This window comes from Ravibacter arvi, assembly GCF_039540405.1.
GTDB lineage: Bacteria > Bacteroidota > Bacteroidia > Cytophagales > Spirosomataceae > Ravibacter > Ravibacter arvi.
The window spans coordinates 75,616-98,458 of record NZ_BAABEY010000005.1; the positions used below are offsets into that span (position 1 = coordinate 75,616).

Genomic DNA, 22,843 nt, shown 5'->3' on the forward strand with positions numbered 1-22,843 from the left:
TAAAAATTAATTATTCATTTTCTTGGGAAAGTACTATTGGTAAATTACCCTCTTTTCCCTCGGTTTAATAGAGTAATCATTGTATCATCCCTCTGAACGGCCGAATTGCCGCCAAATATTTGTCTTTGGGCTTCATTTGTGCTTCACCGCAAAAATTGGGATCTACTCTTCTTTTTTCGATTTTCTTATTTTGTTTACAAAATTTCCGGGAGAAAAGGATTGCTAAATACCTGGAAACGGTTGACAGACATAGGCGTTCACCGGCGCTGATTGCCCGAATGGTGCATATGTATTATATTTAAACCCTTTTTGCGTTCCACCGGTCCCAAACTTCATGAATGTTTCGCCCGAAAAGCCTTTTCAACTAATTTTTTCACTTTACCAGTTTGAAAACCTGGGGTATCTGTTCCAGTCATATGTGGTACAACTGGATGCCGCCGGGCAACCCTCGCTTTTGTCCCAGCATGTGTCCTCAAAAAACATACGGGAATTCGCAAGGATATTGGATGAAGATGATTATGAGCTGGTCAGGCTGATTGACTCTTATCAGCGCGACGTTCTGCTGAAGAAGTTCAACACGAAAAAACTGCCGGCCGTAGACTTTTTTACCAAGTTGCTGGATCCCGACAAGGGAGATGCCCAAACCCGTGAATTGCTTACCGATTACCTGGAGCGTATCAATGATAAAATTTTGGAGAAATCGGCGCGGAAGCACCTTTACATTTCAGGAAAAGATGGCGACGTAGCTTGGAAAAAGATGGAGCGGATGCCGGAGACCGCCACTGTACGGTTCCATCTTTTTAGAAATGAAACCAATACCCACTATTTCCCCACGCTGCGGTACCGGGGCGAAAAACTTGAGTTCCAGTACCAGGATGCGCTGCTGATATGCCAGACACCTGCGTGGTTGCTCGTGAATGAAAAACTATACCATTTTGAGGGTAACCTTGACGGTAAAAAGTTAAAACCGTTTCTGAATAAAAAGTTTATCCCCATCCCGCGTGAGATGGAAGAGAAATACCTGCAGCGCTTCATTCTGCCGCTGCTGGCGTCGCACGACGTGGTTGCGAAAGGGTATGAAATAAGTACTGAAGCCTACCCGGCACGGCCGGTGCTCATGCTGGTGGAAGGAAGCGGCGGGGCTCAGCAAGACCTTTTCGGAAATGTCTCAGCCGTGGATACCACCGTTGAAGCAGATATGAATGTGGTGTTGTCGTTCCGCTACGGTGCGTACACCTTCCGGCCTGATAATTTTGCCTCACCCTGGCATGTGAGCCTCGACAAAAGCGAGTCGAGCTATGTATTGCACAAGGTACGAAGGGACCTGGAGCTGGAAAAGGAGGTACTCCGAAAACTGGCGGATTGGGGATTGAATATCGGCTGGGGAAAGGCCGGGTTTTCGAAGGGCTACCTGTTCGGGTGGCTGCGTGAGAAGCGCGAGGCCCTGGACCGGGCTGGAATAGAGGTAGTGCAGAGCAAGGAAAACCGGCACACGTATTACCTGGGCCAGTCGTCGATGAAGGTGACTATCACCGATAGTGAAGACCAGGATTGGTTCGATGTCAGGATAACGGTCACATTCGGCGAATACGAAATCCCGTTTGTAAAGTTGAAAAAGAATATCCTCCAGCAGAAGAAGGAGTTCGTTCTTCCAAATGGTGAAATTGCCATTATCCCGGAAAGCTGGTTTGCCGACTATTCAGAATTGATCCAGCTCGTTGAACCGGACGGGCAATCAGGGATTCGTCTCCGCAAACACCATATTTCGCTTATAGATTCCCTGGGCAGGAACAGCCTGGCTTCGGTGGTGATGAGCAGGCGCCTGCAAAAGCTGAAAGACTTTGAAGAAATATCGTCTTACGAGCTGCCAAAGAGCTTTAACGGCGAACTACGCCCTTACCAGAAGTCGGGGTATGACTGGCTCAGGTTTTTGAATGAATACCAGCTGGGTGGATGCCTGGCCGACGATATGGGGCTAGGGAAGACGATTCAGACGCTCGCTCTCCTGTTGTCCCAGAAGGAGAATAAAGCTGAAAATCCTTCGCTGCTGATTATGCCGGTTTCGCTTTTATATAACTGGGCCAGCGAAGCGGAGAAGTTTACACCGGCGCTGCGTATCCTGCTCTATACGGGCACGGGCCGGGACAAAGATACCACGCGGTTTGAGAACTACGACCTTGTGCTGACTTCCTACGGCATTGTACGCCTGGATATTGAAACTCTGAAAATGTTCAGGTTTAACTATGTAATTCTGGATGAGTCGCAGGCGATCAAGAATCCTTCCTCCATTACTACGCAGGCGGTCATGGAGCTCCAATCACGGCACCGGCTGATTTTATCGGGGACACCGCTGGAAAACAGCGCGATGGATCTCTGGTCGCAAATGACGTTTATCAACCCCGGACTACTCGGGAGCAAGTCCTTTTTCCAGAAGACGTATCTGGTTCCGATTGAGAAAAATAATGACGAGCAAGCTACGCAACGGCTCTATGCGGCTATAAAGCCTTTCTTTTTGCGTCGTCATAAATCACAGGTAGCAAAATTTCTTCCCGAAAAAACAGAAAGCATTCACTATACGACGATGACGGAAGACCAGGCTGAGATTTATGAAAAAACAAAGAGTGGGTTCAGGAATATGATCCTTCAGCAACTTGATAGTGAAGGTATTTCCAAGTCTCAGATTATGATTTTACAGGGACTTAGCCAATTGCGTCAACTGGCCAATCACCCGCGGATGGTGGATCCGGAATATGCCGGGGAGTCGGGCAAGTTCAGAGATGTATTCCATAAAGTGGAAACTGCTTTGGCTGAAAATCACAAAATACTGATATTCAGCTCTTTTGTTAAACACTTGGATATTTTTAAGAAAAAATTTGAGCACATGGGCCTCCCGTTTGCCTACCTGGACGGTAGTACGGTGAAGAGGACAGAAGAAGTGGCTCGTTTCCAGGAAGACCCCGATGTTCGCGTATTTCTGATCTCGATAAAAGCCGGGGGAGTCGGCCTGAACCTGACCGCAGCCGAGTACGTTTTTATACTCGATCCCTGGTGGAACCCGGCCATTGAAGCGCAGGCGATTGACCGCGCTCACCGGATAGGCCAGGACAAATCAGTGTTTATTTACAAGTTCATTACCAAAAATACGGTTGAAGAAAAGATCCTTGTTCTTCAAAACAAAAAGAAGGCGCTCGCTAGCGAACTAATTACCACTGAAGAGGGGTTTGTTAAGTCACTGACCAGGGAAGATGTCATGGCGTTAATCGATTAGGAACCGGAGCAGAAAGCCCGACAGTAAAAACAGAATTAGCATTAGGCCTTGAGCGATGAGGTACAAGCCCGCCCCTCAAGGCTCAAACCTTTGAAATATGAAAAAATCTGAAATCCGGTTTAATGTAGCATTAGACGAGAAAAATTTCCCTGAAACTATTCACTGGGACGCTACCGATAATCCTAACGAGGGGATTAACGACACGCGGGCCATTGCGATAGCGGTTTGGGATCACTACCATAAAGGGACGCTCAAGATTGATTTGTGGACCAAACAGATGGAGGTATTCGATATGAAGCAGTTCTATATCGAGATCATGCGGGGTATTTCCGAAACGCTTGTCAATGCGACGGGTGACCGGAATGCTGCTCAAAAAATTGAAAGCCTTTGTAAAGAGCTTTCGCAGGATCTGCGTGAGGAAATAAAAGCGGCGTCAGAACAGGGTAACCCGGCAGGTAAGGCTTAGTAGCTGCCGCTCGGATCACGGCTTAACCCGAAAGAGTTCTGGAACGGAGGGGTCATCAACAGGTGGTTGGCCTCTTCGTCGCCCAGTTCTACCGCCCGGTTCAGAAACCTGGCCGCCTGGAAATACCGCCCTTTCTCTATAAGTGCAATGCCACGGTACCGGAGCACGTCGGCCCGTTTCCCGTGTGCATAGAAAACAGATCGTTCAAATTCATAGAGCGCCCGGTCTACGTCTCCCGATGCGAGGTATATTTTACCCCTTTCCAGGTAGATTTCCGGGAGACTGTTGTCATAGCTTAACGCGGTCGTAAAGTCGAAAAGTGCTGAGTTTGGATTGCCCTGACGGGTTTGACAGAGCCCGCGGTAATAAAAAGTCAGGCAATTATGGCGGCCATTCCGGATCAGCGAATCGAAATAGGCAAAGGCTTCCTGGTACCGGCAGGTATTAAACAAGTGAACCCCTTCCGATAATTTTTTCTGCTCCCTGAACAACGGCGAATTGCGCGCGAGCACGAGAGAGGCGGCCGGAATCAGCAACAGCATCAGGGCAGGAATAAAAAGAAGGAGTATCATGGCAACAATTCCCTGGATTTTTTAGGGAGCGAGTTCCGGACCAAGTCATAAGAGTGGAGAATCCACTCTTTTAAGATCGAGTCGGACGTCCCTTCTTTGGGTTCTACCGTGTTCCAGTGTTTTTTATTCATGTGAAACCCGGGTCTTACTACACCGGGATGTCTTTCCCGAAGTTCTTCGGCTCTCTCCGGGTCACATTTGACGTTGAAGCTTAAGGCTTCCGTGTCGAGCGAGAGCAACAGGAAGATCTTCCCGCCGATTCTGAATACTACAGTCTCCGGACCGAACGGCAGGTCTTCAGTGACATGGGGCTGCTCCAGGCAAAAGTCACGGACAGATTCGGCATTCATCGCATAAGCGCTCTTACAATCATCACAATGAGACAGATCAGGAACATAACAATGGAGATCCTGTTGATCCAGTGCATCGTTCTCAGGTTGAATGAATCGGGATGCGTGCCGTCGTTTTTGCGGAAGACCCGGCCAAAATACCGGAAGGCTTCCCCAAGTTCGAAATATCTTTTCATGTTGCTCATAACCAACTTCTTCGCTATAAAGTTTTAAACAATTCCTCTTCTTCGCGATCGGGTTCTGTCCAGCGCCCGTCCTCCCGGATCAGCTGGATCAGTTCCGCTACGGCATTGGCAGAGGAAACGGATCTTTTTACGACATTTTGTCCCCGGTACAACGCGATTTTATCCTTCCCCATTCCGACATATCCGTAGTCGGCGTCGGCCATCTCGCCTGGACCGTTCACGATACATCCCATGATGCCGATTTTTACACCTTTCAGATGTTCGGTGTGCTTCCGGATCATGGCTGTAGTTTCCTGGAGGTCAAAGAGTGTTCTCCCGCACGACGGGCAGGAAATGTACTCTGTTTTGGACATTCTGGTCCGCGCGGCCTGAAGGATGCCGAAAGCAATATTGTTGAAGTTCTCCGCATTTTTCAGGCGGGAAGCATGATCATTCCGTTCGAAAACCGGCCGCAGCACAACCCCGTCACCGAAACCGTCTACTAATAAACCGCCGACATCGGTGGCGGCATAGAGCGGGAAGGCATCTCCCTGGTCGGCCGCGTACGCACGTTCGACAACGACCGGGAGGGTGATTCCGAGGTCAGCCAGTCTGAAAAACAGGCGCCGAAGCTCGGGCATGGCGTGCCGGTTGTCCGTTTTAACCCACAGAACAAGAGGTTGTGTGTTCCGGAGGGTGGTACAATAATCCTCTGTAAAATCGTGAATAGAGCCCCGCAGGAAATTCAGAACCGGGCTCAACGGCAGTTCAGGCGTCCATTCGGCTGCCTGAATCAGCGGGAATGTATTGATTTTGTCGTCGGAATTTTGCCAGGTTCCGTAGTCCAGGATCTCTTTTAGCCCGTTGGGAAGCATAAAGGGCGCAGGTGTGGCACCCGTGTAGATAAAATCTGCTCCCAGGTCGTTCATCCGCCATTTGTCCGGCAGCGGCAGGTAGAAATGGCCGATAGGCCGCAGGTCCGAATGTGCCGAAACAGGCAGGTTCGAAAAGTCTGCGATGACACGGGGAACATTGGTTCCACCCAGGTTAAACGTTTCGGTGGTGATTCGCCGGCTATATTTGAACGGATCAATTGGAAGTTGCTCAACAGGTTCTATGAAGGCATGCGGTGCACGGATCAGGTATCGTTCTACCAGTTTCTGTGCTACCGGGATTTCATTCTCCGGAGGTTCTGTGAGCGACACCCGTACGGTGTCTCCGAGACCGTCTTCCAGCAGGGTGCCGATGCCTACTGCTGATTTGATGCGGCCGTCTTCTGCTTCGCCTGCCTCGGTAACACCGAGATGGAGCGGATAAGGTTGAAGGCCGTCTTGTTGAAGCCTCTGCGCCAGGAGCCGGTAGGCTTCTACCATCACCTGGGTGTTGCTGGATTTCATGGACAATACGATCTGGTAATATCCGAGGTCTTCGCAGATTCGCAGGAATTCGAGGGCAGACTCCACCATACCCAGCGGCGTATCTCCGTACCGGCTCAGGATACGATCAGAAAGGGAGCCGTGATTGGTGCCGATCCGCATGGCAGTACCATATTCTTTGCAGATTTTGACAAGCGGCGTGAATTTTTCTCGTATCCGGTCCAGTTCCGCCTGGTAGGAGGCATCGGTATACTCAATGTTTTCGAACCGTTTTTTGTCGGCGTAATTACCCGGGTTGATCCTGATTTTTTCGACGATCCGGGCGGCAAGTTCGGCAGCATTCGGCGTGAAGTGAATGTCCGCAACAAGCGGTACTTTAACCCCGAGGATATGGAGCTTCTTCCTGATATTGTCAAGGTTTTGCGCTTCTTTGACGCTGGGGGCAGTGATGCGCACATATTCACACCCGGCATCGACCATCCGCAGAACTTCCTGTACGGAACCGTCGGTATCCATGGTATCTACGGTTGTCATCGACTGGATTCGGATCGGGTACCGGCTCCCCATCGGTACGTCTCCTATATTTACGGTGACGGTTTCACGCCTTTGGTACGAAGTGAGCGAGGGGCAATACTGTGCTTTGAGTTTTTCGCTGATGGCAAGTGAGCTGGTCATGGATATGATTGGTTCCGAAAGCCGCAATTCTATACAAAGATAAGCTCTTTCGGGATGCACGGTTTATAAAAAACGAACCGGCTGCGAAAAAGTTATCTCGCAAGGTGTATAGCGAGGCACGCTGCAATGGCCGCCGTTTCGGTACGGAGCCGGGTAGGGCCCAGGGAGACCGGTTGGAACCCTGCCGACGTCGCGGCTGTCACTTCTTCCGGGGTGAAGTCACCTTCGGGTCCTATGAGGACGAGAGCGTCGGTGCTTTCTGTGGCTGCCTGGTGAAGGACGGGGGCTGTATTTTGCTCGGGTACATACGCAATGAAAAGGTCGCCTTTTCCCGGTAGGGCAATAAGTTCGGAAATATTGGTCCCGATTTTTATTTCGGGTAAGGCAAATTGCCCTGATTGCTTCATCGCCGATACGGCAATCTTTTCCATCCTGTCGCGGTTTACTACCCGGGAGAAACTTTCCAGGTGGGTATGGGTGGTTTTGATGAATGAAATTTCGTCAACTCCCAGCTCGACCAGCTTTTCGAGCATCCATTCGTTGCGTTCAGGCTTGCGGGTGGGGGCTACCGCGATTCGCACCCGGTAGGGGCGTTTATAGACGCTCAGGGTCTCCAGCGGCTCAAAAGTGGCTTTTTTTGGGGTAACACCTGTTAATAAAGCTTTTATGCAGTTCCCTTTTCCGTCGGTTACAAAGAGCTCCATGCCCGGGCGTCCCCGCAATGCCCTGGCAATATGATAGGCTTCGGCTTCGGAAAGCTCGCCGGATGACGGTGAGGGGCTGAAGAAAAGTGGACTATACATGCCTTTAACTTTTCGCAAACATATTAAGAATCAAGATCCGGTTAAGGGGATGCTTTCAAAAGTGCAATTTGTCCCGATGATGTCAAGTTGTACTGATTATTGGCTATATCTACATATTTCTGTCGGTTTGGTTATAATTTTAAGCCTGTTTTCTGTTGTAATTCACAAATACTTAAATATGTAGTAGTTTTATTAACTTGTAATATTTCTTCAAAATATTTGATATAATCCTAAATATCGACCATATTTTAGTTTTTTTTCTTGTTTTTCTAAATTTTTAAAGAATTAAATTTTGTACATGTTGATTTATAGGATACATTTGTCTGTTGTTAAAGTATTTCACTATCTTCTCATAACGTTCTAATTGTAAGAACATGGCAAAGTATAAATTAGAGTACATTTGGCTGGACGGTACTCCCTCTATGCAGAACCTCCGCAGCAAGACAAAAATTGAAGAAAATTTTAGCGGGAAACTGGAAGACCTTCCTTTGTGGTCGTTTGACGGTTCTTCAACCGGTCAGGCCAGTGGCGGCGCGTCGGATTGTATTCTTCAGCCGGTTGCAGTTTATCCCGACCCGCAACGGAAAAACGGGTACCTCGTAATGTGCGAAGTTTTGAACGCCGATATGACACCTCATTTGTCCAACGCGCGGAGCACAATAAAAGATGATGACAACGATTTTTGGTTTGGTTTCGAGCAGGAGTACTTCTTATGGAACCCGGATACCAACAAGCCGGTCGGATTTCCATTGAACGGATATCCCGCGCCTCAGGGACCCTATTACTGTTCAGTCGGTACGTCGAAAGCTTTCGGACGGGAAATAATTGAAGAGCACCTGGATGTTTGCCTCGATGCAGGTTTGAATGTTGAAGGGATCAATGCCGAGGTTGCGGCAGGGCAGTGGGAGTTCCAGATTTTTGCCAAAGGCGCCAAGGAAGCCGGCGACCAGATTTGGGTAGCCCGGTACCTGCTGGAAAGGATTGGTGAGAAATACGGCGTTGGCATTAACTGGACCTGCAAACCGCTTGGCGATACCGATTGGAACGGGTCGGGGATGCATGCCAATTTTTCAAACACCGTTCTCCGCACGGCAGGAAGCAAAGATGTGTATGACAAAATCTGTTCCGAATTCGGGAACTATATCCAGGAGCACATTGCGGTATACGGCCCGGACAATCACCTGCGCCTGACCGGCAAGCACGAAACCGCTGCAATTGACCAGTTCAGCTATGGTGTTTCCGACCGGGGCGCCTCGATCCGGATCCCGGTAGCTACTGTTCAGCGGGGCTGGAAAGGCTGGCTGGAAGACCGTCGGCCCAATTCTGCGGCAGATCCCTACAAAGTAGCCGCCAGAATTATCGAAACCGTTAAAGGTGTAAAGATTTGACTACAGACTAACGATTTGGAATACTGACGACAGCAAAGCCTTCCGATTTAATTGGAAGGCTTTCTTATTGGCCATTAATCATGAGCCGGTATTACCGGCCCATGATTAACCTGGTTTGTGCTCCGCCTTCTTTCACCCTGATGCCCAGCGGGCCCTGTTTCCGTACATTGCGGTCAATGGCCACCGTGATTTGGTGAATTCCCTGCGGCAGCGTCACAATTGCTTCGCGATCGCTGAGGCTTACCGGCCTGGCATCGGCCCAGACTGTGAGCCCGTTGGCATCATTGAAGTCAAAAACCGCCTGACCAGCAGTCAGTACCTCAATCTGGAACTTTACAAAGCTCTGTCTTTTGTTATTGTCAATTTCCAGAACCGGCAGCTCGCTGATCGGCAGCGCCCCCGACACGGTGCTGTATCCCGGCTGGTAGCCCAGCTTGTTGTCCTTAGCAACAATTTGGGCGCCGTCTCTCTTTATCTTTTTCAGGGTTTCGTCCGATGAGGCAAGCGATTCCCATTTACGTACATACCGGTCAGTAGGAACACGATAGCTCCCTGATTCGCCGAGCTTCGAGAGGAAACTGACCAGGTCGAGAAATTCCTTTTTGTCGAGTGACGCCGTTAAGCCGGGCGGCATTAACGAACCGGACACCTTTTCACGAACGCGGATCACATCTTTTGCAATCGGTACTTCCAGGCCCGAAACGTCGCGCATGATTATTTCCGAAGGCCGGTCACTGACCAGGTATCCCATCAGCTCGGTGCCGTCTTTCCGAACTACCCGCTGCAGTTCATATCCTTCTTTGATGGATTCGGTAGGGAAAAGCAACGATTTGATAATGGTTTCTGAAGGAGAACTTGTCCCGAGGCTACTGAGGTCCGGGCCTATGAGCCCACCGGCGCCGCCTATGGCATGGCAGGTCTGGCAGGCGAGTTCCTGTTTTCTGAAGATAGACTCACCCCTGGCGGGGTCGCCGGTTTTCCGGGCTTCGGTAGCGAGGGCGGCAATTTGTGCCGCATTCAGGTCCTGGGGCATACGTTCTGCCGGAAGTACGCCGCCTGAGGCTTCAAGGCCCTGGATAAGAAGTTTTACATCGTCTCCGTTTCTGCGGTGCCAGGGAACCGTTCGCTGAAGTGACTGACGCGCAGCTACAGCCAGGGGCTCCGGAATACGGCTTGCAATAAGCTCTTCGGCAAGTGCAGCCGTCCTCGAGCGGTCGGCCACGAAGGCGGTGAAGATTTCCTGTGCCTGGCCGGGATCTGTTGTTTTGTTCAGCAGTTTTACACCTATTTTCGCCGCTTCCGGTGCATTGACGGTTGCGAGCTTTGCCACGGCGATCAGTCGCATGTCAACCGGGTTCTTTTCGGAAGTCAGGTCTTTTAAAAGAATCTCGGCTCCTTTCGGATTGACTTTGGTCAAGGCGTCCAGGGCTGCCCGGGTATAATTCTTGTTGGTATTCGGCACAAGTGCCCGGAGCTGGTTTTCAAGGCTTCCCAATTTCAGAACGCCTCCCAGTCTGATTGCTGCAATTGCTGAGGCTTCGTCGGCGCCGGAAATGACTGCCGACAGTCTTTCCGGCTGGTTGGTAATCTTGAGACCGCGCTTACCGGCAGCCTCTTCGAGCGCAGACAATTCCGGGGAAATGTCTTTTTTCTGTGCGAAATTCTGTAAGGCGACTTCAAAAATATTGTTCAGGTCTTCGGGCTGCCCCCTTTTGGCTATCGCGGACAAAGCATCTTTTTGGTATTTCTGAGGTACCTGGCCGTCCTTGTAAATTTGAGTAAGCAGGCTGATCGCCTCCTGGCTTACGGCAGATTTCAGTGCATACGACGCTTTGGAGGGATCTTCAAAAAAGTTCGCATTGCTTTTGATACCTGAAATCCATTTGGGTTCAAGCTGACGAATGGTTTGCCACAACGCGAAGTCCAGAAATTCATCCATTGGCTGTTCGAGAACCGCGAGTGCGGTTTTAGCAGATTGTGCAGACGGAATTTCCCTCAAGGCAATTACTGCTTCCAATCGTACCTGGGGATGGGGATCTTTCACGGCCTGGGCCAGGAAGGATTCCGCCCCGGCGAATTTTTTATGCCACAGCTGCAGAGCCCGCAGGCCAGCGGCGCGCACCTGGTGGCTTTTGGCCTGAAGCAGGTCTTCAAGCAGAGGACCATTGTAGGCATCAATTGCCTGGTACACCCAGAGTGCTTCCAGTTTCAGTCGTTCAAAATCCCGGTTTTGCGGATCAAGTTTTGCCACCCAGGCGTCAAGGGCGGGTTGGACTTCTTTTGCGCCGCGTTCTTTCAGGACCTGTTTGGCTTGTGCGCGCGTCCATTCCTCGCTTGATTTCAACGCTTCCAGTAATTCGCTTACAGGTGCACCTACCAGCTTAGGCCGCTTTACCAATGGCCGGTTTTTCGCAGTGATCCGCCAGATTCTTCCTCTTTCCTGGTCGCGGCGCGGATCGTGAAAGTCCACCTCCCCGTGTTGGATAATCGGGTTGTACCAGTCAGCTACATAGATGGCGCCATCTGGCCCTACCGAAATGTCAACCGGTCTGAACGCGACATGGTCGGTCCAGAGAATGTCGGGCATTTGCTTGGAAGCATAACCGCTGCCTTGTTCTTCCAGCTGGAAGCGATTGATGCGATTTGCCCGGAAGTCGTTGGTAATGAGACTGCCTTTCCAGGATTCGGGCAAGTGGCGGCCGGATACGATATCTAGCCCGCTGTGTTTGGGTTGGCCCGGGTTCAGTCCGCGCAGAATTCGTTCCGCGCCCGGGGAAGTCAGGAAAGTGGCGCCCGGGAAGGCGTAGTTGATTCCTTCGCCGCCTGCGCCGTCCGTAAGAAACGACTGACCATAGTCGTCAAACCGGAGTCCCCAGGGATTTACCAGGCCTTTGGCGTACACGTCAAGCTCGAGCGTGTGGGGCTGCAGTTTCCAGACGCCGCCGCCTTCCAGCCGTTTGGTTCCCCAAGGGGTCTCCACGTGGCTGTGGATGTAGATGGACTGGTTGAAGTAAAGCCTTCCTTCAGGTCCCCAGCGAAAAGTATGAATAAGATGGTGGGTATCGGCAGTTCCGAAGCCGCTCAGTACTTTACGTCTTTTATCGGCTTTTCCGTCGCCGTCTGTATCCGAAAGGTGAAGAATTTCAGTTGAATTGGCTACATAAACGCCGCCGTCCCCCGGTAGAATGCCTGTGGGCGTTAAGAGTCCTTCTGCGAAAATGGTTGATTTGTCCGCTTTCCCATCACCGTCGGTGTCTTCGAGGATGAAGACTTTGTCGTTTGCTTCCTCGCCGGTTTTAAGGTGAGGATAGGCGGTACTGCTGATCACCCATAGACGGCCTTCCGCATCCCAGTTCATCTGGATGGGTTTGGCCACGAGCGGTTCTGACGCGAAGAGCGATACTTCGAAACCGTCTGCGATTTTAAAGGACTCGAGTTCTTTTTGCGGGTCTTCTACCGGATATTCCTCCCGGTTGTTGAAATTGACCGAACCGGTGGTCAGGAACAGTACAGGAAGTATTAAAAGCCCTTTCAGAGCAGATATATCTGATTTCAGTTTCATAGCGGTTATTTCACGGGACTAATTTCGTACACTTTGGCAACTGGTTTGCGGTGAAGGCTGATTTGCCCTTCCAGCCAGGTAATTATGAAATCCAGGTCTTGGAGCCCCTGCTTGTGGCGTCCCTGTTCGTAGGCGCGGAAGCCAAGAATGTAAGTCCGGTTCAGCGGTCGGTATTGTTGGAAAAACAGGTCGTTTTTCTTGACTATGAAATCACGTATTTTTTCGGATTGCGCCATTGAAATTCCGTGGTCGGGAGTGATACCTTTTGCCCACTCGGCGGCCGACGCGGTGATCAGTTGCTTTCCGTTTTCTGTTAAAGTGTAGAATCCCTTCTTCAAGCCGTTAATCTGGAAGGTGACCGCCGCTTCCGGTGATATTCTATCAGACGAGGGAACAGGCAAAGGCAGGAGCTTTTCCTCTACGCCAAAGCGGACCTGGTCGCCTTTGTTTGTTAGAATGGTGGCATTTTGTGCGTTTGCTGATTTCCCACTGCTAGTTATGACGATCTTTTCGCCCCTTGTGGGCCACCCCAGCGATTTTTCGAGAAGCTGCGCCAGAAAGTAGTACCCATCCTGGTTCAGGTGGATACCGTTGTCCAGGAAAAGGTGGTCACGCTTTTCCATTACCGGGCGATAAAAATCTACATAGCGTTTGTTCCGTTTGCCGGCGATCCTGGCAATGCCCCCGGCGTACAGCTCCAGGTTTTGGTTCTGTAGTTGCGTATTTTCAGGTGAGCCTGCCATTTTTACCGGTATGGTAGATAAGAGGATGGTTTGTGCGCCCAGGGCATCGACCGAGTCGATAATAATTTCAAGGCCTTTCATAAAATGCTCCAGGCCTTCATTGCCTTTTTCCGATTCTACACCGCCGTAGGCGATAAACACATAATTCGGCTTGGCCGCTCTTATCTGTTGGAAAAGCTGCTGGTAGGCTGTAGGCGGGTTGGAAAAAGTACTTCTGGCTTCAGCATAGACATTGTCACCGGTCCATCCAAGGTTCCGGAAAGTAAGGTTCCGGTCCGGCCAACGCGAGGAAAGGGCGAATTCCAGGTAGCCGTTTGCCAGTTCATTTTCGAAAAGAGAGCCACCGAGGAAAACGATTCTTTGCTGATGGCCAAATTCCAATGCGCCGAATTTACCGGTGTTTTGTGCAGTAAGCGGCGTAATTGCGCCTGTCAGCCAGCAAAATAATCCAAAGCAGAGGAGTAGCTGTCGTTTTTTTAACATATAGGTTTTACTAAACAAGTTTGAGCAATGATTTTGTTTAGGAACAGGAGCGTTTATTTCACGCCCTCGTTGAAAAATATCCAGAGGCCGTCTTTCCCGGCTACGATGATGTCTTTGCGACCAGTACCGCGCAGGTCTGCCAGTTGCATAAAAATGCCTGTTCCTTTGCCGGTCCCCGGAGGGCCAAAGGCAATGACGTGTTTCGCGAATTTCTTCCCGTCCCAGGTGAAATAGTAAAGGCCTACGTCGTCATGGGCGCCGGGATCGCCGTCGTTGTGAGCGCGGTAGCGTTTTCCCGTGATCAGCTCGGGTTTGCCGTCGCCTGTGATGTCTTCCCATACGAGCTCGTGATACTGTGAGGCTTTGTCGTCGATTAAGTGCTTTTTAAAGCTTCGCTTCCCGGCGGAGTCCATTTGTTGCTCGTACCAGAAAATCCCGTAATCGTGAGCGGTCCCGGCAATCAGGTCATTTTTCCCGTCTCCATTCAGATCAGTGACAATGATGGGAATGCTGGCATGCCTGCCCAGATCGAAATCCTGGTGAAATTCCCAGTTATTCGCGCCTTTGTTTTCTATCCACCCGTCCTTAACGATGAGGTCGCCTTTTCCGTCGCCGTTAATATCGCCAAAGCCAAGGCCATGGCTTTTGTAAGGTCCTACTTCATGACGGGAAAATTTGCCGGCTGCTTCTTTCCTGAAATATTGCAGCGGGGAATTCGGGGTGTTGGGTACTATTTCGGGTATGCCGTCGCCGTCCAGATCCCATGCGCGAACGGTTTCAACGTTGCCGGTTTTAGCAATTTCGTGTGCCGGCCAGGGGGCAGGCTTCCCCGGGTTTTCATGCCACCTCAGGGTTTCACCAAACCATCCGCCAGTAATAAAATCCATGCGGCCGTCCTGGTTGACGTCCATTGGTATGGTTGCAAAATCATCAAAATATTCTGCGTAAGCGGGTTGATCGCCTATGCGGTGCCGTTTGCGGAAATTTGTTTTCGGGTCACCGTCATTGAGGTAGTAGAAATCTCCCGAAAGCAGGTCGGGTTTGCCGTCGTTGTTGACATCAAATACCCCGACTGATTCAAAGCTTTCTGCTGCGACGAAATAAGGGGTGAACTTTATTTTCTTGGGCTGTTGGCCGACGGCCGGGCCACCGAATAGCGGCAGGAGAGCGACGTATAGAAGGCGCATAGCTTTAACAGAAAGGTTATAAGGTTGTTCTCCGGCGGTTCCACGGTTTTTCCGTCTTCCCCTGGAAGTATCAAAATGCGGAATGATCCAGATTTGAAAGGAAATTTAGAAGGAATCTGAAGGGAACCTAACCTGTTCTTTCCTGTATAAGCGGGAATGTTTCTCGAAATAACCGGAGCATAACCGCCCGGGTCAGTGTTTTTGCCTGGGATTTTCTTTCTGGATTTTATGACCGAGGCGTGCATCCTGTATGCTTACGTTTACTTCGTAGCAAAATATCAGGATGAGCGCAAGCAGATAGAGCCAGAGCATCAGCGCGATAATGGTCCCGATAGAACCATAGAGCTTGTTATATGAGCTGAAATTGAGCAGGTAGAATGAAAAAAGGTAAGTGGAAAGCAAAATTAGCGCGCTTGCCAGCAGCGCGCCGAAATTGAAGAATTTTAATTTCAGACGTACGTCAGGCGCAAAGCGGTAAATGATGGCAACGCCGAAGACGAGTGAGGCAAATGAAATAAAATACCGGAGCAGGTTCACGGTCATAACCGTGAGTGCGCTGCTGAGTATGTTCAGCCGGGTCACAAAACTCATGACGGCATCGCCGACAATAACCAGTACAATGGAGAGAAATAGCACGGCGGCCATAAATCCCATCAGCATGACAGCTGCGCTTCTGGTACGAAAAAAGCCTCTTTCGGTATCTTCCCCGCTGAATACGTTAAAAGACCGCATGAGTGAAACCATGCCGTTGGTGGCGCTATACACCGCGAGCAGAAAACCGAAGGAAAGTACGCCTGCCTGAGGCCGGCTGATGATGTCGCGGATGGTCTGCTCGGTGAATTCGTAGATGCCGAACGGCAGGAATTCACTCAGCAAATCCATGATTTCGGTTTCCAGGTTGGGGATCGGTATGTAGGGAATGAGGGTAAAAAGGAATAAAATAAGGGGGAACAGTGCCAGGGTGAAGCCGTATGCCACCGAAGAGGCTCTTTGGTCGATGTCCTGTTTGACCAACCTGTCCGCGAGCCGGTCCAACACCTCAAACCAGGAAGCCTCCGTGTCCAGGAATTTGTTGTTTTGCAGGGAAGTTTTTATCCCCGACAGGTATTTGTTGTCCAGAAAACCTTTCTCCTCCTGCTCCATAGTCAATTGATTTTCCGGGTCGCTTCATGCCAGCCATTCGTTATTGGAAACGAAAAAAGGCCTGAGTTTGGCCTGCAGATCGGCCGGGCATTGGCAAAGCTTCCCTGTTTGTATGTTTTGAAATACCAGTGTGGTGGATCCTGTATTCAATAGTAATTTGTCCTGGTTCCTGATCTCGTATTCAAAGAAAATCCGCACCGACGGTGGGCGGACGATCTTCACGCTGATGGAAAGGAGGTCGTCGTAACGGGCGGGAAGGTGAAATTTGCAGTTCAGGTCGTACACCGGCATCATAACGCCGGACTGCTCCATTTCCTTGTAATGCAGGTTCAGGGAGCGAAGCGCCTCTACCCGCCCGATTTCATAGTATCTGGCGTAATTTCCATAATACACATAACCCATCTGGTCTGTGTCAGCGTACCTCACGCGTATGCCTTGTACCTCGAACGTGAACAATTTCTTATGGGGTTAGCGGTTTTACCATTCGGGACAGGAGAACGTAATGCACGCTCTTCTGTCCCGGCTTATATTGGGAGTTTGCTTTTTATCAATCCGGCAGAATCCTGATGATTTTACCGCCTTCGGGCGCCTTCCCTTCTACTACTACGTAAATAAATTCATCCGGTCCCTGGCGGATATCCCTCACTCTTCCGATGTTTTCGAGCACGGTCTCTCTTCCCGATACCTTTCGGCCGTCTATTCTGACGTGCTGGATATAGTTGAATTTTAAAGAGCCTACCAACAGGTTGCCCTTCCATTCGGGGTATTTGCTGCTGGTAACTGCAGCCACACCACAGGGGGCTATCGATGGTTTCCAGTAAGTTTTAGGTGATTCCAGTCCCGCCCTGGCGGTATCCTTTGAGATTACCGTATTGTCATAATTGATGCCGTAGGTGATCAGGGGCCAGCCGTAATTCTTTGCTTTCTCAATGACATTGAGCTCATCGCCACCCTGGGGGCCGTGTTCGTGTTCCCAGAGTACACCCGATTCAGGGTGGAGCACCAATCCCTGCGGGTTGCGGTGACCGTAAGACCAGATTTCAGGCAAAGCATTTTTTTTTCCTGCAAACGGATTGTCCTTGGGTACCTTACCGTCTTCCGTCAGGCGTATGATCCGGCCCTGGTGGGTTTTTAGATCCTGCGCCTTGTCCATTTCCCCCCGGTCGCCTATGGAGAGAAAAACGTGCCCTTTTTTATCAAGGACAATCCGGCCGCCGAAATGCGGGTTGCTGGTCCGGTTGGGCGTTGCTTTGAATAAAACCTGGACATCAGTAAGTTGATGGTCTTTAAGCCTGGCTCTCAAAAGTGCGGTGTTGGCTCCGTCACCTGCTTCGCCTTCCTCTTTGGGCGACGCATAGCTTATATAAATCCAGCCGTTCTTTTCATAGTCGGGGTGGGCCGCCACATCGAGCAGGCCGCCCTGTCCCTTTGTGGAAATTTCCGGGAGTCCTCCGATCGGGTCGGGGTGTAGTTTCCCATTTTGTATAAGGCGGAGTTCGCCGGAGAGCCGCTCTGTTACGAGCCATTCATTATTGGCGAGAAAAGTCATGGCCCACGGGCTTTTAAGGCCATCAACCACCACCTCCTGCCGGTATGTTTTCTTTTCTTTTTCTTCACCCGCAGAAGCCTGGATATGCGCGGTTAAAAGCAGGGCACCCAGGCAAATTTTACCCGTGCTGGAAATTGACTTTCGGATGTTGTTTAAGGACATACTTAAATTAAATTATTGTTGGAAAGGTTTGCGCCTTCTGTGGTTAGGCATTAGCCGTGCCATATGGCCGAATTGTCTTTATTACGCGTTTTTATTCGCTCCCCACACCTCAATCCTCACACCTCAATCCTTCTCACAGCAGTGCTGCGCCAAATACCCCCGCGCTGTCGCCCAAAACCGGTTTAACAATGGGTGTGGACACGATTCCCCGGTTGAATATGTATTTTTTGATCCTTTCGAACCCTTCGGTATATAAAAGGTCAATATTTCCTACGCCGCCACCTATTATGATCAGGTCGGGATCTATTACGTTGATAAGGGAAGAAATGCCTTTGCCGTAAAACTCCAGCAGGCGGTCGATGGTCTTCCCGGCGTGCGGGTCGGTTTCGCGGTTCGCAAGAATTTCTTTGAGCGAGCGTTGGGATCCGCTGGTCCGCGCATAGAAGCGCTCCAGAGCAGGACCGGAAATGACTTGTTCGGTACAGCCTTTTTTTTCGCAATAGCAATCATCGCCATTGAATTCGAGTTCGTTATGGCCCCATTCGCCGCCAATTCCATGATGTCCGCCAATAATTCGGTCGCCAACGATCAGGCCGCCGCCTACACCGGTACCCATAATAACCCCGAAAACTACTTCGGCATTGGGATAAAGCCTGCCGGCGCCCATCATTTTTTCGGCCAGCGCGAAGCAATTGGCATCGTTGGCCAGCCTGACGCGCATGCCCAAAGCCTCTGTAAGATCTTTTTCTAAAGGCTGCCCGTTGAGCGACGTGGTATTGGAGTTTTTCATTTGCAACGTCCCCGGATCCAGTACGCCGGGTGTTGCAAATCCTATCTTTTCAGGCTTCTCGCCCAGCTCCGATGATACGGCATCGATAAGTTTTTTAATCTGGCTGATAATATGATGGTAGCCGTTTGCGGCTTCCGTCGGGATACGTTTTCGGATCAGGACTTTTTCAGGGTCATTTTGATCGAGTACGGCGCATTCGATTTTGGTTCCACCCAGGTCAACTCCCCAGTTTTTCATACTACTAATTTTCGGATTGGGTTTATTTTAAATAATTCACCGGGAAATTAGCAATAATTTTCGGTTCCCGGCAACGGAATGCGCTGCGAGGGACCGAAACGGGGCCGGGATGCCTATTGGGGAGCCTTTGCCAGGTCTACATCCAGCTTCAGTTGAATGTTTTGGTTGCCATAGGCGTTTCTGCCCCCGGTGCCGATCCCTACACCCATGCCACCCATGCCGCCATAGCTGCCTGCGCCCATGCCAATGCTGATGCCGGGAGCGAAGCCGCCGGAACGTGAACCGCCTTCCACCTCTATGGAAAGCGCGAGGGTAGGCTGTTGGCCGGGGTTTATATCGGCCAGCGGTAAGGCATAGTCGATTGAAAGTTCACCATCGGGTGTCATATTGATTTTACAATACAGGTCATCGGGATTGTTGATCAGGTTGACGAACCGGTCGCCCGATCCCCGGTTAACCAGTGCCTCCTTGTTGAATGTTTCCAGAAGGAGCTGCATGCTGGGCCCGAGCATTTCCACCTGGTCCATTTTTCGGATCGCACGCCGGTCCTCTTTAAGAACGACCGGGAAAAGGATTTTTACGGGTTTGGCCCGTTCACCTTTGGGTTGAACCGAAAGACGGACTCCGTTGCTGATAATGCGGCTGACGAGCTCCGGCTCACGCGTGGAAATGCTTGCAAACAGCTTTTCTCCGTTATTCTGAACCCCAAACTTAAGTCGGGTGTTCATATCCGACTGATCGGTCGGGGCCTGTTCATAAAAAAGTGTATGCGGCTTCCATTTTGACTGATAGCTGACCGTTTTGTTCGATGCGCAGGCAGTGAGCAGGATCTGGAGTGAAATGAGGGAAATAATCAGTGGTTTCATTTGCTTGAAAGTAATTTACCGGCGACGGGAACGAGGACGACGTCATACCGATCTGGTTATTTGAACGAACACCTCAGCCAAAAAATTATCAGGCGCCCGTAAGGAGTATTACCCGGAAGCGCAGGAGATCATTGCAAACATCGCGGGAAAGTTGATAATTTTAAGGCGGGATACAGGGTTGTGCCGGGCAAAGTGGTATATCGTACCATTTTCGGAGCGCCGGTGACTTCGGGCGTTAAATAATGTTAATTGCCTTATACAAAAAACGGAACCGTTACAACTTTTGTTTTGTAGTTGAAGTCCTGGTTTTAGACCGGTGCGTTTTTAAATACCGGGCGGGTGTGCAACAGAAGCAGACCGGCAATCGTAATCAGTAAGGAAAAAGGAAAAAGTGAAAGCTATGAAAAATGCATTTAAGAGGTGGTGGCTGCCCGTGTGGCTGGTACCTGTATTATTGGGATGTAGCAAGTCTTTGCAAGTAGGTTACGATTATGACTCGTCGGTCAACCTCAAGCAATTCAAGACTTTTAGAGTAGAGACCGAGAAGGGCCTGGCACAGGATCCTTTGCTGGGCAGTGAGCTGAACAGGCGACGACTGGATGACGCCGTTACGAAGGTGATGGAGCAGAAAGGCTACAAGCTCGATCAGAATGATCCGGATATTGTGGTAAAGTACATGACCGATGTAAAGGATCGTCAGCAAATCAGGTCGAATAACAATTATTCGCCGTATTGGTGGTGGTACTCGCCGATGCCGAATAACTATTCTACCTACAATTACCAGGAGAGCAGGTTTATCCTGAATATCTACCAGGATCGCAGCTCAAAAATGATCTGGCAGGGCTGGGCAACAGGTTCTATGAAGGCGCCCTCTAAAAAAGAAGACCGGGCCGATATTATGCAGAATATCATCAGCGACATTCTAAGGAGCTTCCCCCAGGCTACACTGGATACTTACAGCAGGAAATAGTAAACGCTCCCGAGCTTAGCCGAAAAAGTAAAACCGGATTCCCGCAGTCGTCCTGTGACTATTGCGGGAATCCGGTTTTTGGGATAAGGGGTGCTTTTTATTTCGGTCTGAATCCGGACGGATAGGTGCCGTACAGCGTGTTGGAAGGAAGAATTCTGATTTCTACTCTTCTGTTGGATTGCATGCCGGCGCTGGTTTTATTGTCCGATGCCGGACGCAGCTCACCGTAATATTCGGTTGTGATGCGACTGGGGTCCGGGAAGCCCAGTTTTATAAGTTCCCGTCGGGTGGCGTCCACCCGTCTTTTGGAAAGCGATTGATTGTACCGGTCAGAAGCCCGGGCGTCGGCATGTCCTACGAGTACTACACGGCAGTTGGGTTTTGACTGCAAATGTGCCACGAGCTGATTGAGCGATTCACGAGAGGCGGGGCGGATAGTTGACCGGTCGGTGTCAAACTCGATGCTGCCAAAAATGGTATCACAATCGTCTTTTAGTTTGTCCTTCGGAATGGCCGCGCCTATTTTTTGTTCAAGGTCCATAGCGACACCACCCCCGGAAACCCAGCTTCCGGCAGGAGTATTGGGTTCTTTATCGAATAAGTCGGCAACGCCGTCGCCGTCGGTATCGGTGTATAACCGGGCATCCACGGGCTCTGGCATGTTGGCTTTCGCAATGGAATCAGCATCGGAAAGTGTAGGGTTGTATACCGGCGGAATCAATTGGGCGGGTGATGCGTACCGAAGGTGATAACGGCCTTTGGATGCGTCGGTCTGGCCGGTTCTAGGCGCACGGACGGCTTTTTTGCCCAATTTGTAGGTAAGCGCTACTGCCCCGAATGCATACTTGTCTTTATTGGATTCTCCCATATAGAATCCCCATAGGCCTGACTGCCGGTCGTAGTCGGTCAGTGAGCCCACCGTGAGGTCGAGTTTTTCGGTATTTACGTGGTTATAGGTAAAGCTGAGGCCTATATCGAAGCGTGGCGAAAGTTCATAATGGAAGGACATCCCGACGGGGAAAACCCATTCACGGGTATAGGTGGAGCCGTTTCTTCGCCAGGTACCTGCGGTTTTTGAGCTGCCGTCCGTGTTGGTCCGGAGCAACAGGCGGTCGTCAAACATATCATATAGCTCGGAATAGAAGTACATGATACCGAAACCGCCGTGTGCGTCGATTTTCCATCTGCGCATTTTGTTATGCCCGAAAAAGAGCCGGTTGAGGTTCACCGTAGCATCCAGTGTCGCCTGTATGTAGGAAGGACTTTTGAAGTAGACATCGTAGCGGACCGGCTTGCCGTCCGGGCCTGTGATGGGCTCCCTGGAGCCGAGATCAATGCCCTGTACTCCTTTTTTAGAACCCGACAGGCTACCATTGCTGAATGAAAGCTGAGCGCCGAAAAGAGGGGTCAGCTGTTTGTTCAGAGATACCCCCCAGGCTCCCGTAACAGATTCCTTTTCGCCATATGCGAAATTATGCTGCCTGAGGTCGCCGAAGAACCTGGTGATGCCGCCGTAACCGGTAACAGACCAGGTATTCATTTTATGGGTACCCTCATAGGTCCTGCCGTTTTGACCGATAGCGTCCGGCAATACATGCAAAAGAAGACCGAATGCGATGCTAGTAATCTTAAGGTTCATGAAAAAAACGCTTTTTTCAATCTTTAGAAAATAGTTGCCTTTAAAAAAGGAAGAACAAGTCTGTAAGCCGGGTTCTGTAACCACGCTTGCGCGCAGCTCCTATCATTTATCTTGGACGACGGTCACCCGGCGTCTCTAACGGTCTACCCGTGCCGGCATTATTCCTTGCGGAAAAATTCGGAGCGAGCAGCCCCTTCCGACACCTATTTGACCTTTCAACCCATAAGGTTTACCCTGCCCCGGCCGTCACCGGACGGGCGGTAGTCTCTTACACTACCATTTCACCCTTACCGGTGCCGGCAAGCCGGCATCGGCGGTATATTTTCTGTGGCACTGTCTGTCAGACATCTGTCGCCGGATGCCTGCCTTCCCGTTAGGAAGTATGGTGCTCTGCGTTGCCCGGACTTTCCTCCATGCCGGTGAGACACGGCGATAGGACAACTTGTTCTT

Annotated in this window: 18 protein-coding genes and 1 other RNA gene; 4 read left to right on the forward strand and 15 right to left on the reverse strand. The window is 50.5% G+C overall.

Annotation, left to right across the window (positions count from 1 at the left end):
• Positions 1-334 precede the first annotated feature (334 nt).
• Both ABD852_RS03540 and gldC read left to right on the forward strand, forming a co-directional pair.
• On the forward strand, positions 335-3,268 hold the full coding sequence (locus ABD852_RS03540) for a DEAD/DEAH box helicase (protein ID WP_345026638.1): 2,934 nt from the start codon (positions 335-337) through the stop codon (positions 3,266-3,268).
• Between the two features lie 97 nt (positions 3,269-3,365).
• Entirely contained in the window at positions 3,366-3,734 is a 369-nt protein-coding gene (gene gldC, locus ABD852_RS03545) for a gliding motility protein GldC (RefSeq protein ID WP_345026639.1), read from the forward strand.
• On the opposite strand, the gene ABD852_RS03550 is transcribed toward gldC, so the two are convergent.
• The 5 genes from ABD852_RS03550 to ABD852_RS03570 all read right to left on the reverse strand — a co-directional run bounded on the left by ABD852_RS03550 (position 3,731) and on the right by ABD852_RS03570 (position 7,674).
• Positions 3,731-4,306, reverse strand: coding sequence for a tetratricopeptide repeat protein (locus ABD852_RS03550; RefSeq protein ID WP_345026640.1), 576 nt, complete (start codon positions 4,304-4,306; stop codon positions 3,731-3,733). The genes gldC and ABD852_RS03550 overlap by 4 nt on opposite strands.
• Complete coding sequence (locus ABD852_RS03555; protein WP_345026641.1) at positions 4,303-4,656, reverse strand: MmcQ/YjbR family DNA-binding protein; 354 nt, start codon at positions 4,654-4,656, stop codon at positions 4,303-4,305. The genes ABD852_RS03550 and ABD852_RS03555 overlap by 4 nt, the downstream gene beginning before the upstream one ends.
• Entirely contained in the window at positions 4,653-4,832 is a 180-nt protein-coding gene (locus ABD852_RS03560; protein WP_345026642.1) for a DUF6728 family protein, read from the reverse strand. The genes ABD852_RS03555 and ABD852_RS03560 overlap by 4 nt, the downstream gene beginning before the upstream one ends.
• 23 nt (positions 4,833-4,855) lie before the next feature.
• Entirely contained in the window at positions 4,856-6,871 is a 2,016-nt protein-coding gene (gene ispG / locus ABD852_RS03565) for a (E)-4-hydroxy-3-methylbut-2-enyl-diphosphate synthase (RefSeq protein WP_345026643.1), read from the reverse strand.
• A gap of 92 nt (positions 6,872-6,963) precedes the next feature.
• On the reverse strand, positions 6,964-7,674 hold the full coding sequence (locus ABD852_RS03570; RefSeq protein WP_345026644.1) for an RsmE family RNA methyltransferase: 711 nt from the start codon (positions 7,672-7,674) through the stop codon (positions 6,964-6,966).
• 374 nt (positions 7,675-8,048) lie between these two features.
• Here ABD852_RS03570 and ABD852_RS03575 point away from each other — a divergent pair, with 374 nt between their 5' ends.
• Positions 8,049-9,062: a glutamine synthetase beta-grasp domain-containing protein gene (locus ABD852_RS03575; RefSeq protein WP_345026645.1), complete on the forward strand. Its 1,014-nt coding sequence runs from the start codon at positions 8,049-8,051 to the stop codon at positions 9,060-9,062.
• A 91-nt stretch (positions 9,063-9,153) separates the two neighbouring features.
• Here ABD852_RS03575 and ABD852_RS03580 read toward each other — a convergent pair whose 3' ends face one another.
• The 8 genes from ABD852_RS03580 to ABD852_RS03615 all read right to left on the reverse strand — a co-directional run bounded on the left by ABD852_RS03580 (position 9,154) and on the right by ABD852_RS03615 (position 19,784).
• Complete coding sequence (locus ABD852_RS03580) at positions 9,154-12,624, reverse strand: PVC-type heme-binding CxxCH protein (RefSeq protein WP_345026646.1); 3,471 nt, start codon at positions 12,622-12,624, stop codon at positions 9,154-9,156.
• Between the two features lie 5 nt (positions 12,625-12,629).
• On the reverse strand, positions 12,630-13,850 hold the full coding sequence (locus ABD852_RS03585; protein WP_345026647.1) for a GDSL-type esterase/lipase family protein: 1,221 nt from the start codon (positions 13,848-13,850) through the stop codon (positions 12,630-12,632).
• Positions 13,851-13,903: 53 nt separating this feature from the next.
• A complete protein-coding gene (locus tag ABD852_RS03590; protein WP_345026648.1) occupies positions 13,904-15,037 on the reverse strand; it encodes an FG-GAP repeat domain-containing protein in 1,134 nt (377 codons plus the stop codon).
• A 192-nt stretch (positions 15,038-15,229) separates the two neighbouring features.
• Positions 15,230-16,180: a YihY/virulence factor BrkB family protein gene (locus tag ABD852_RS03595; RefSeq protein WP_345026649.1), complete on the reverse strand. Its 951-nt coding sequence runs from the start codon at positions 16,178-16,180 to the stop codon at positions 15,230-15,232.
• Positions 16,181-16,204: 24 nt separating this feature from the next.
• Positions 16,205-16,636: an acyl-CoA thioesterase gene (locus tag ABD852_RS03600; RefSeq protein ID WP_345026650.1), complete on the reverse strand. Its 432-nt coding sequence runs from the start codon at positions 16,634-16,636 to the stop codon at positions 16,205-16,207.
• 91 nt (positions 16,637-16,727) lie between these two features.
• On the reverse strand, positions 16,728-17,891 hold the full coding sequence (locus ABD852_RS03605; RefSeq protein WP_345026651.1) for a PQQ-dependent sugar dehydrogenase: 1,164 nt from the start codon (positions 17,889-17,891) through the stop codon (positions 16,728-16,730).
• A 133-nt stretch (positions 17,892-18,024) separates the two neighbouring features.
• Positions 18,025-18,918 (reverse strand): ROK family protein, encoded by an 894-nt coding sequence (locus ABD852_RS03610; RefSeq protein WP_345026652.1) that lies wholly within the window; start codon positions 18,916-18,918, stop codon positions 18,025-18,027.
• A 113-nt stretch (positions 18,919-19,031) separates the two neighbouring features.
• On the reverse strand, positions 19,032-19,784 hold the full coding sequence (locus ABD852_RS03615; RefSeq protein ID WP_345026653.1) for a hypothetical protein: 753 nt from the start codon (positions 19,782-19,784) through the stop codon (positions 19,032-19,034).
• A 400-nt stretch (positions 19,785-20,184) separates the two neighbouring features.
• Between ABD852_RS03615 and ABD852_RS03620 the strand changes: the two genes are divergently transcribed.
• Entirely contained in the window at positions 20,185-20,754 is a 570-nt protein-coding gene (locus ABD852_RS03620; protein WP_345026654.1) for a DUF4136 domain-containing protein, read from the forward strand.
• A gap of 97 nt (positions 20,755-20,851) precedes the next feature.
• On the opposite strand, the gene ABD852_RS03625 is transcribed toward ABD852_RS03620, so the two are convergent.
• Both ABD852_RS03625 and rnpB read right to left on the reverse strand, forming a co-directional pair.
• The gene (locus ABD852_RS03625; protein WP_345026655.1) at positions 20,852-22,393 is read right to left on the reverse strand and encodes an OmpA family protein; all 1,542 of its coding nucleotides are present in this window, start codon (positions 22,391-22,393) and stop codon (positions 20,852-20,854) included.
• A gap of 47 nt (positions 22,394-22,440) precedes the next feature.
• An RNA gene (gene rnpB / locus ABD852_RS03630) (RNase P RNA component class A) lies at positions 22,441-22,842 on the reverse strand.
• Between the last annotated feature and the right edge of the window lies 1 nt (position 22,843).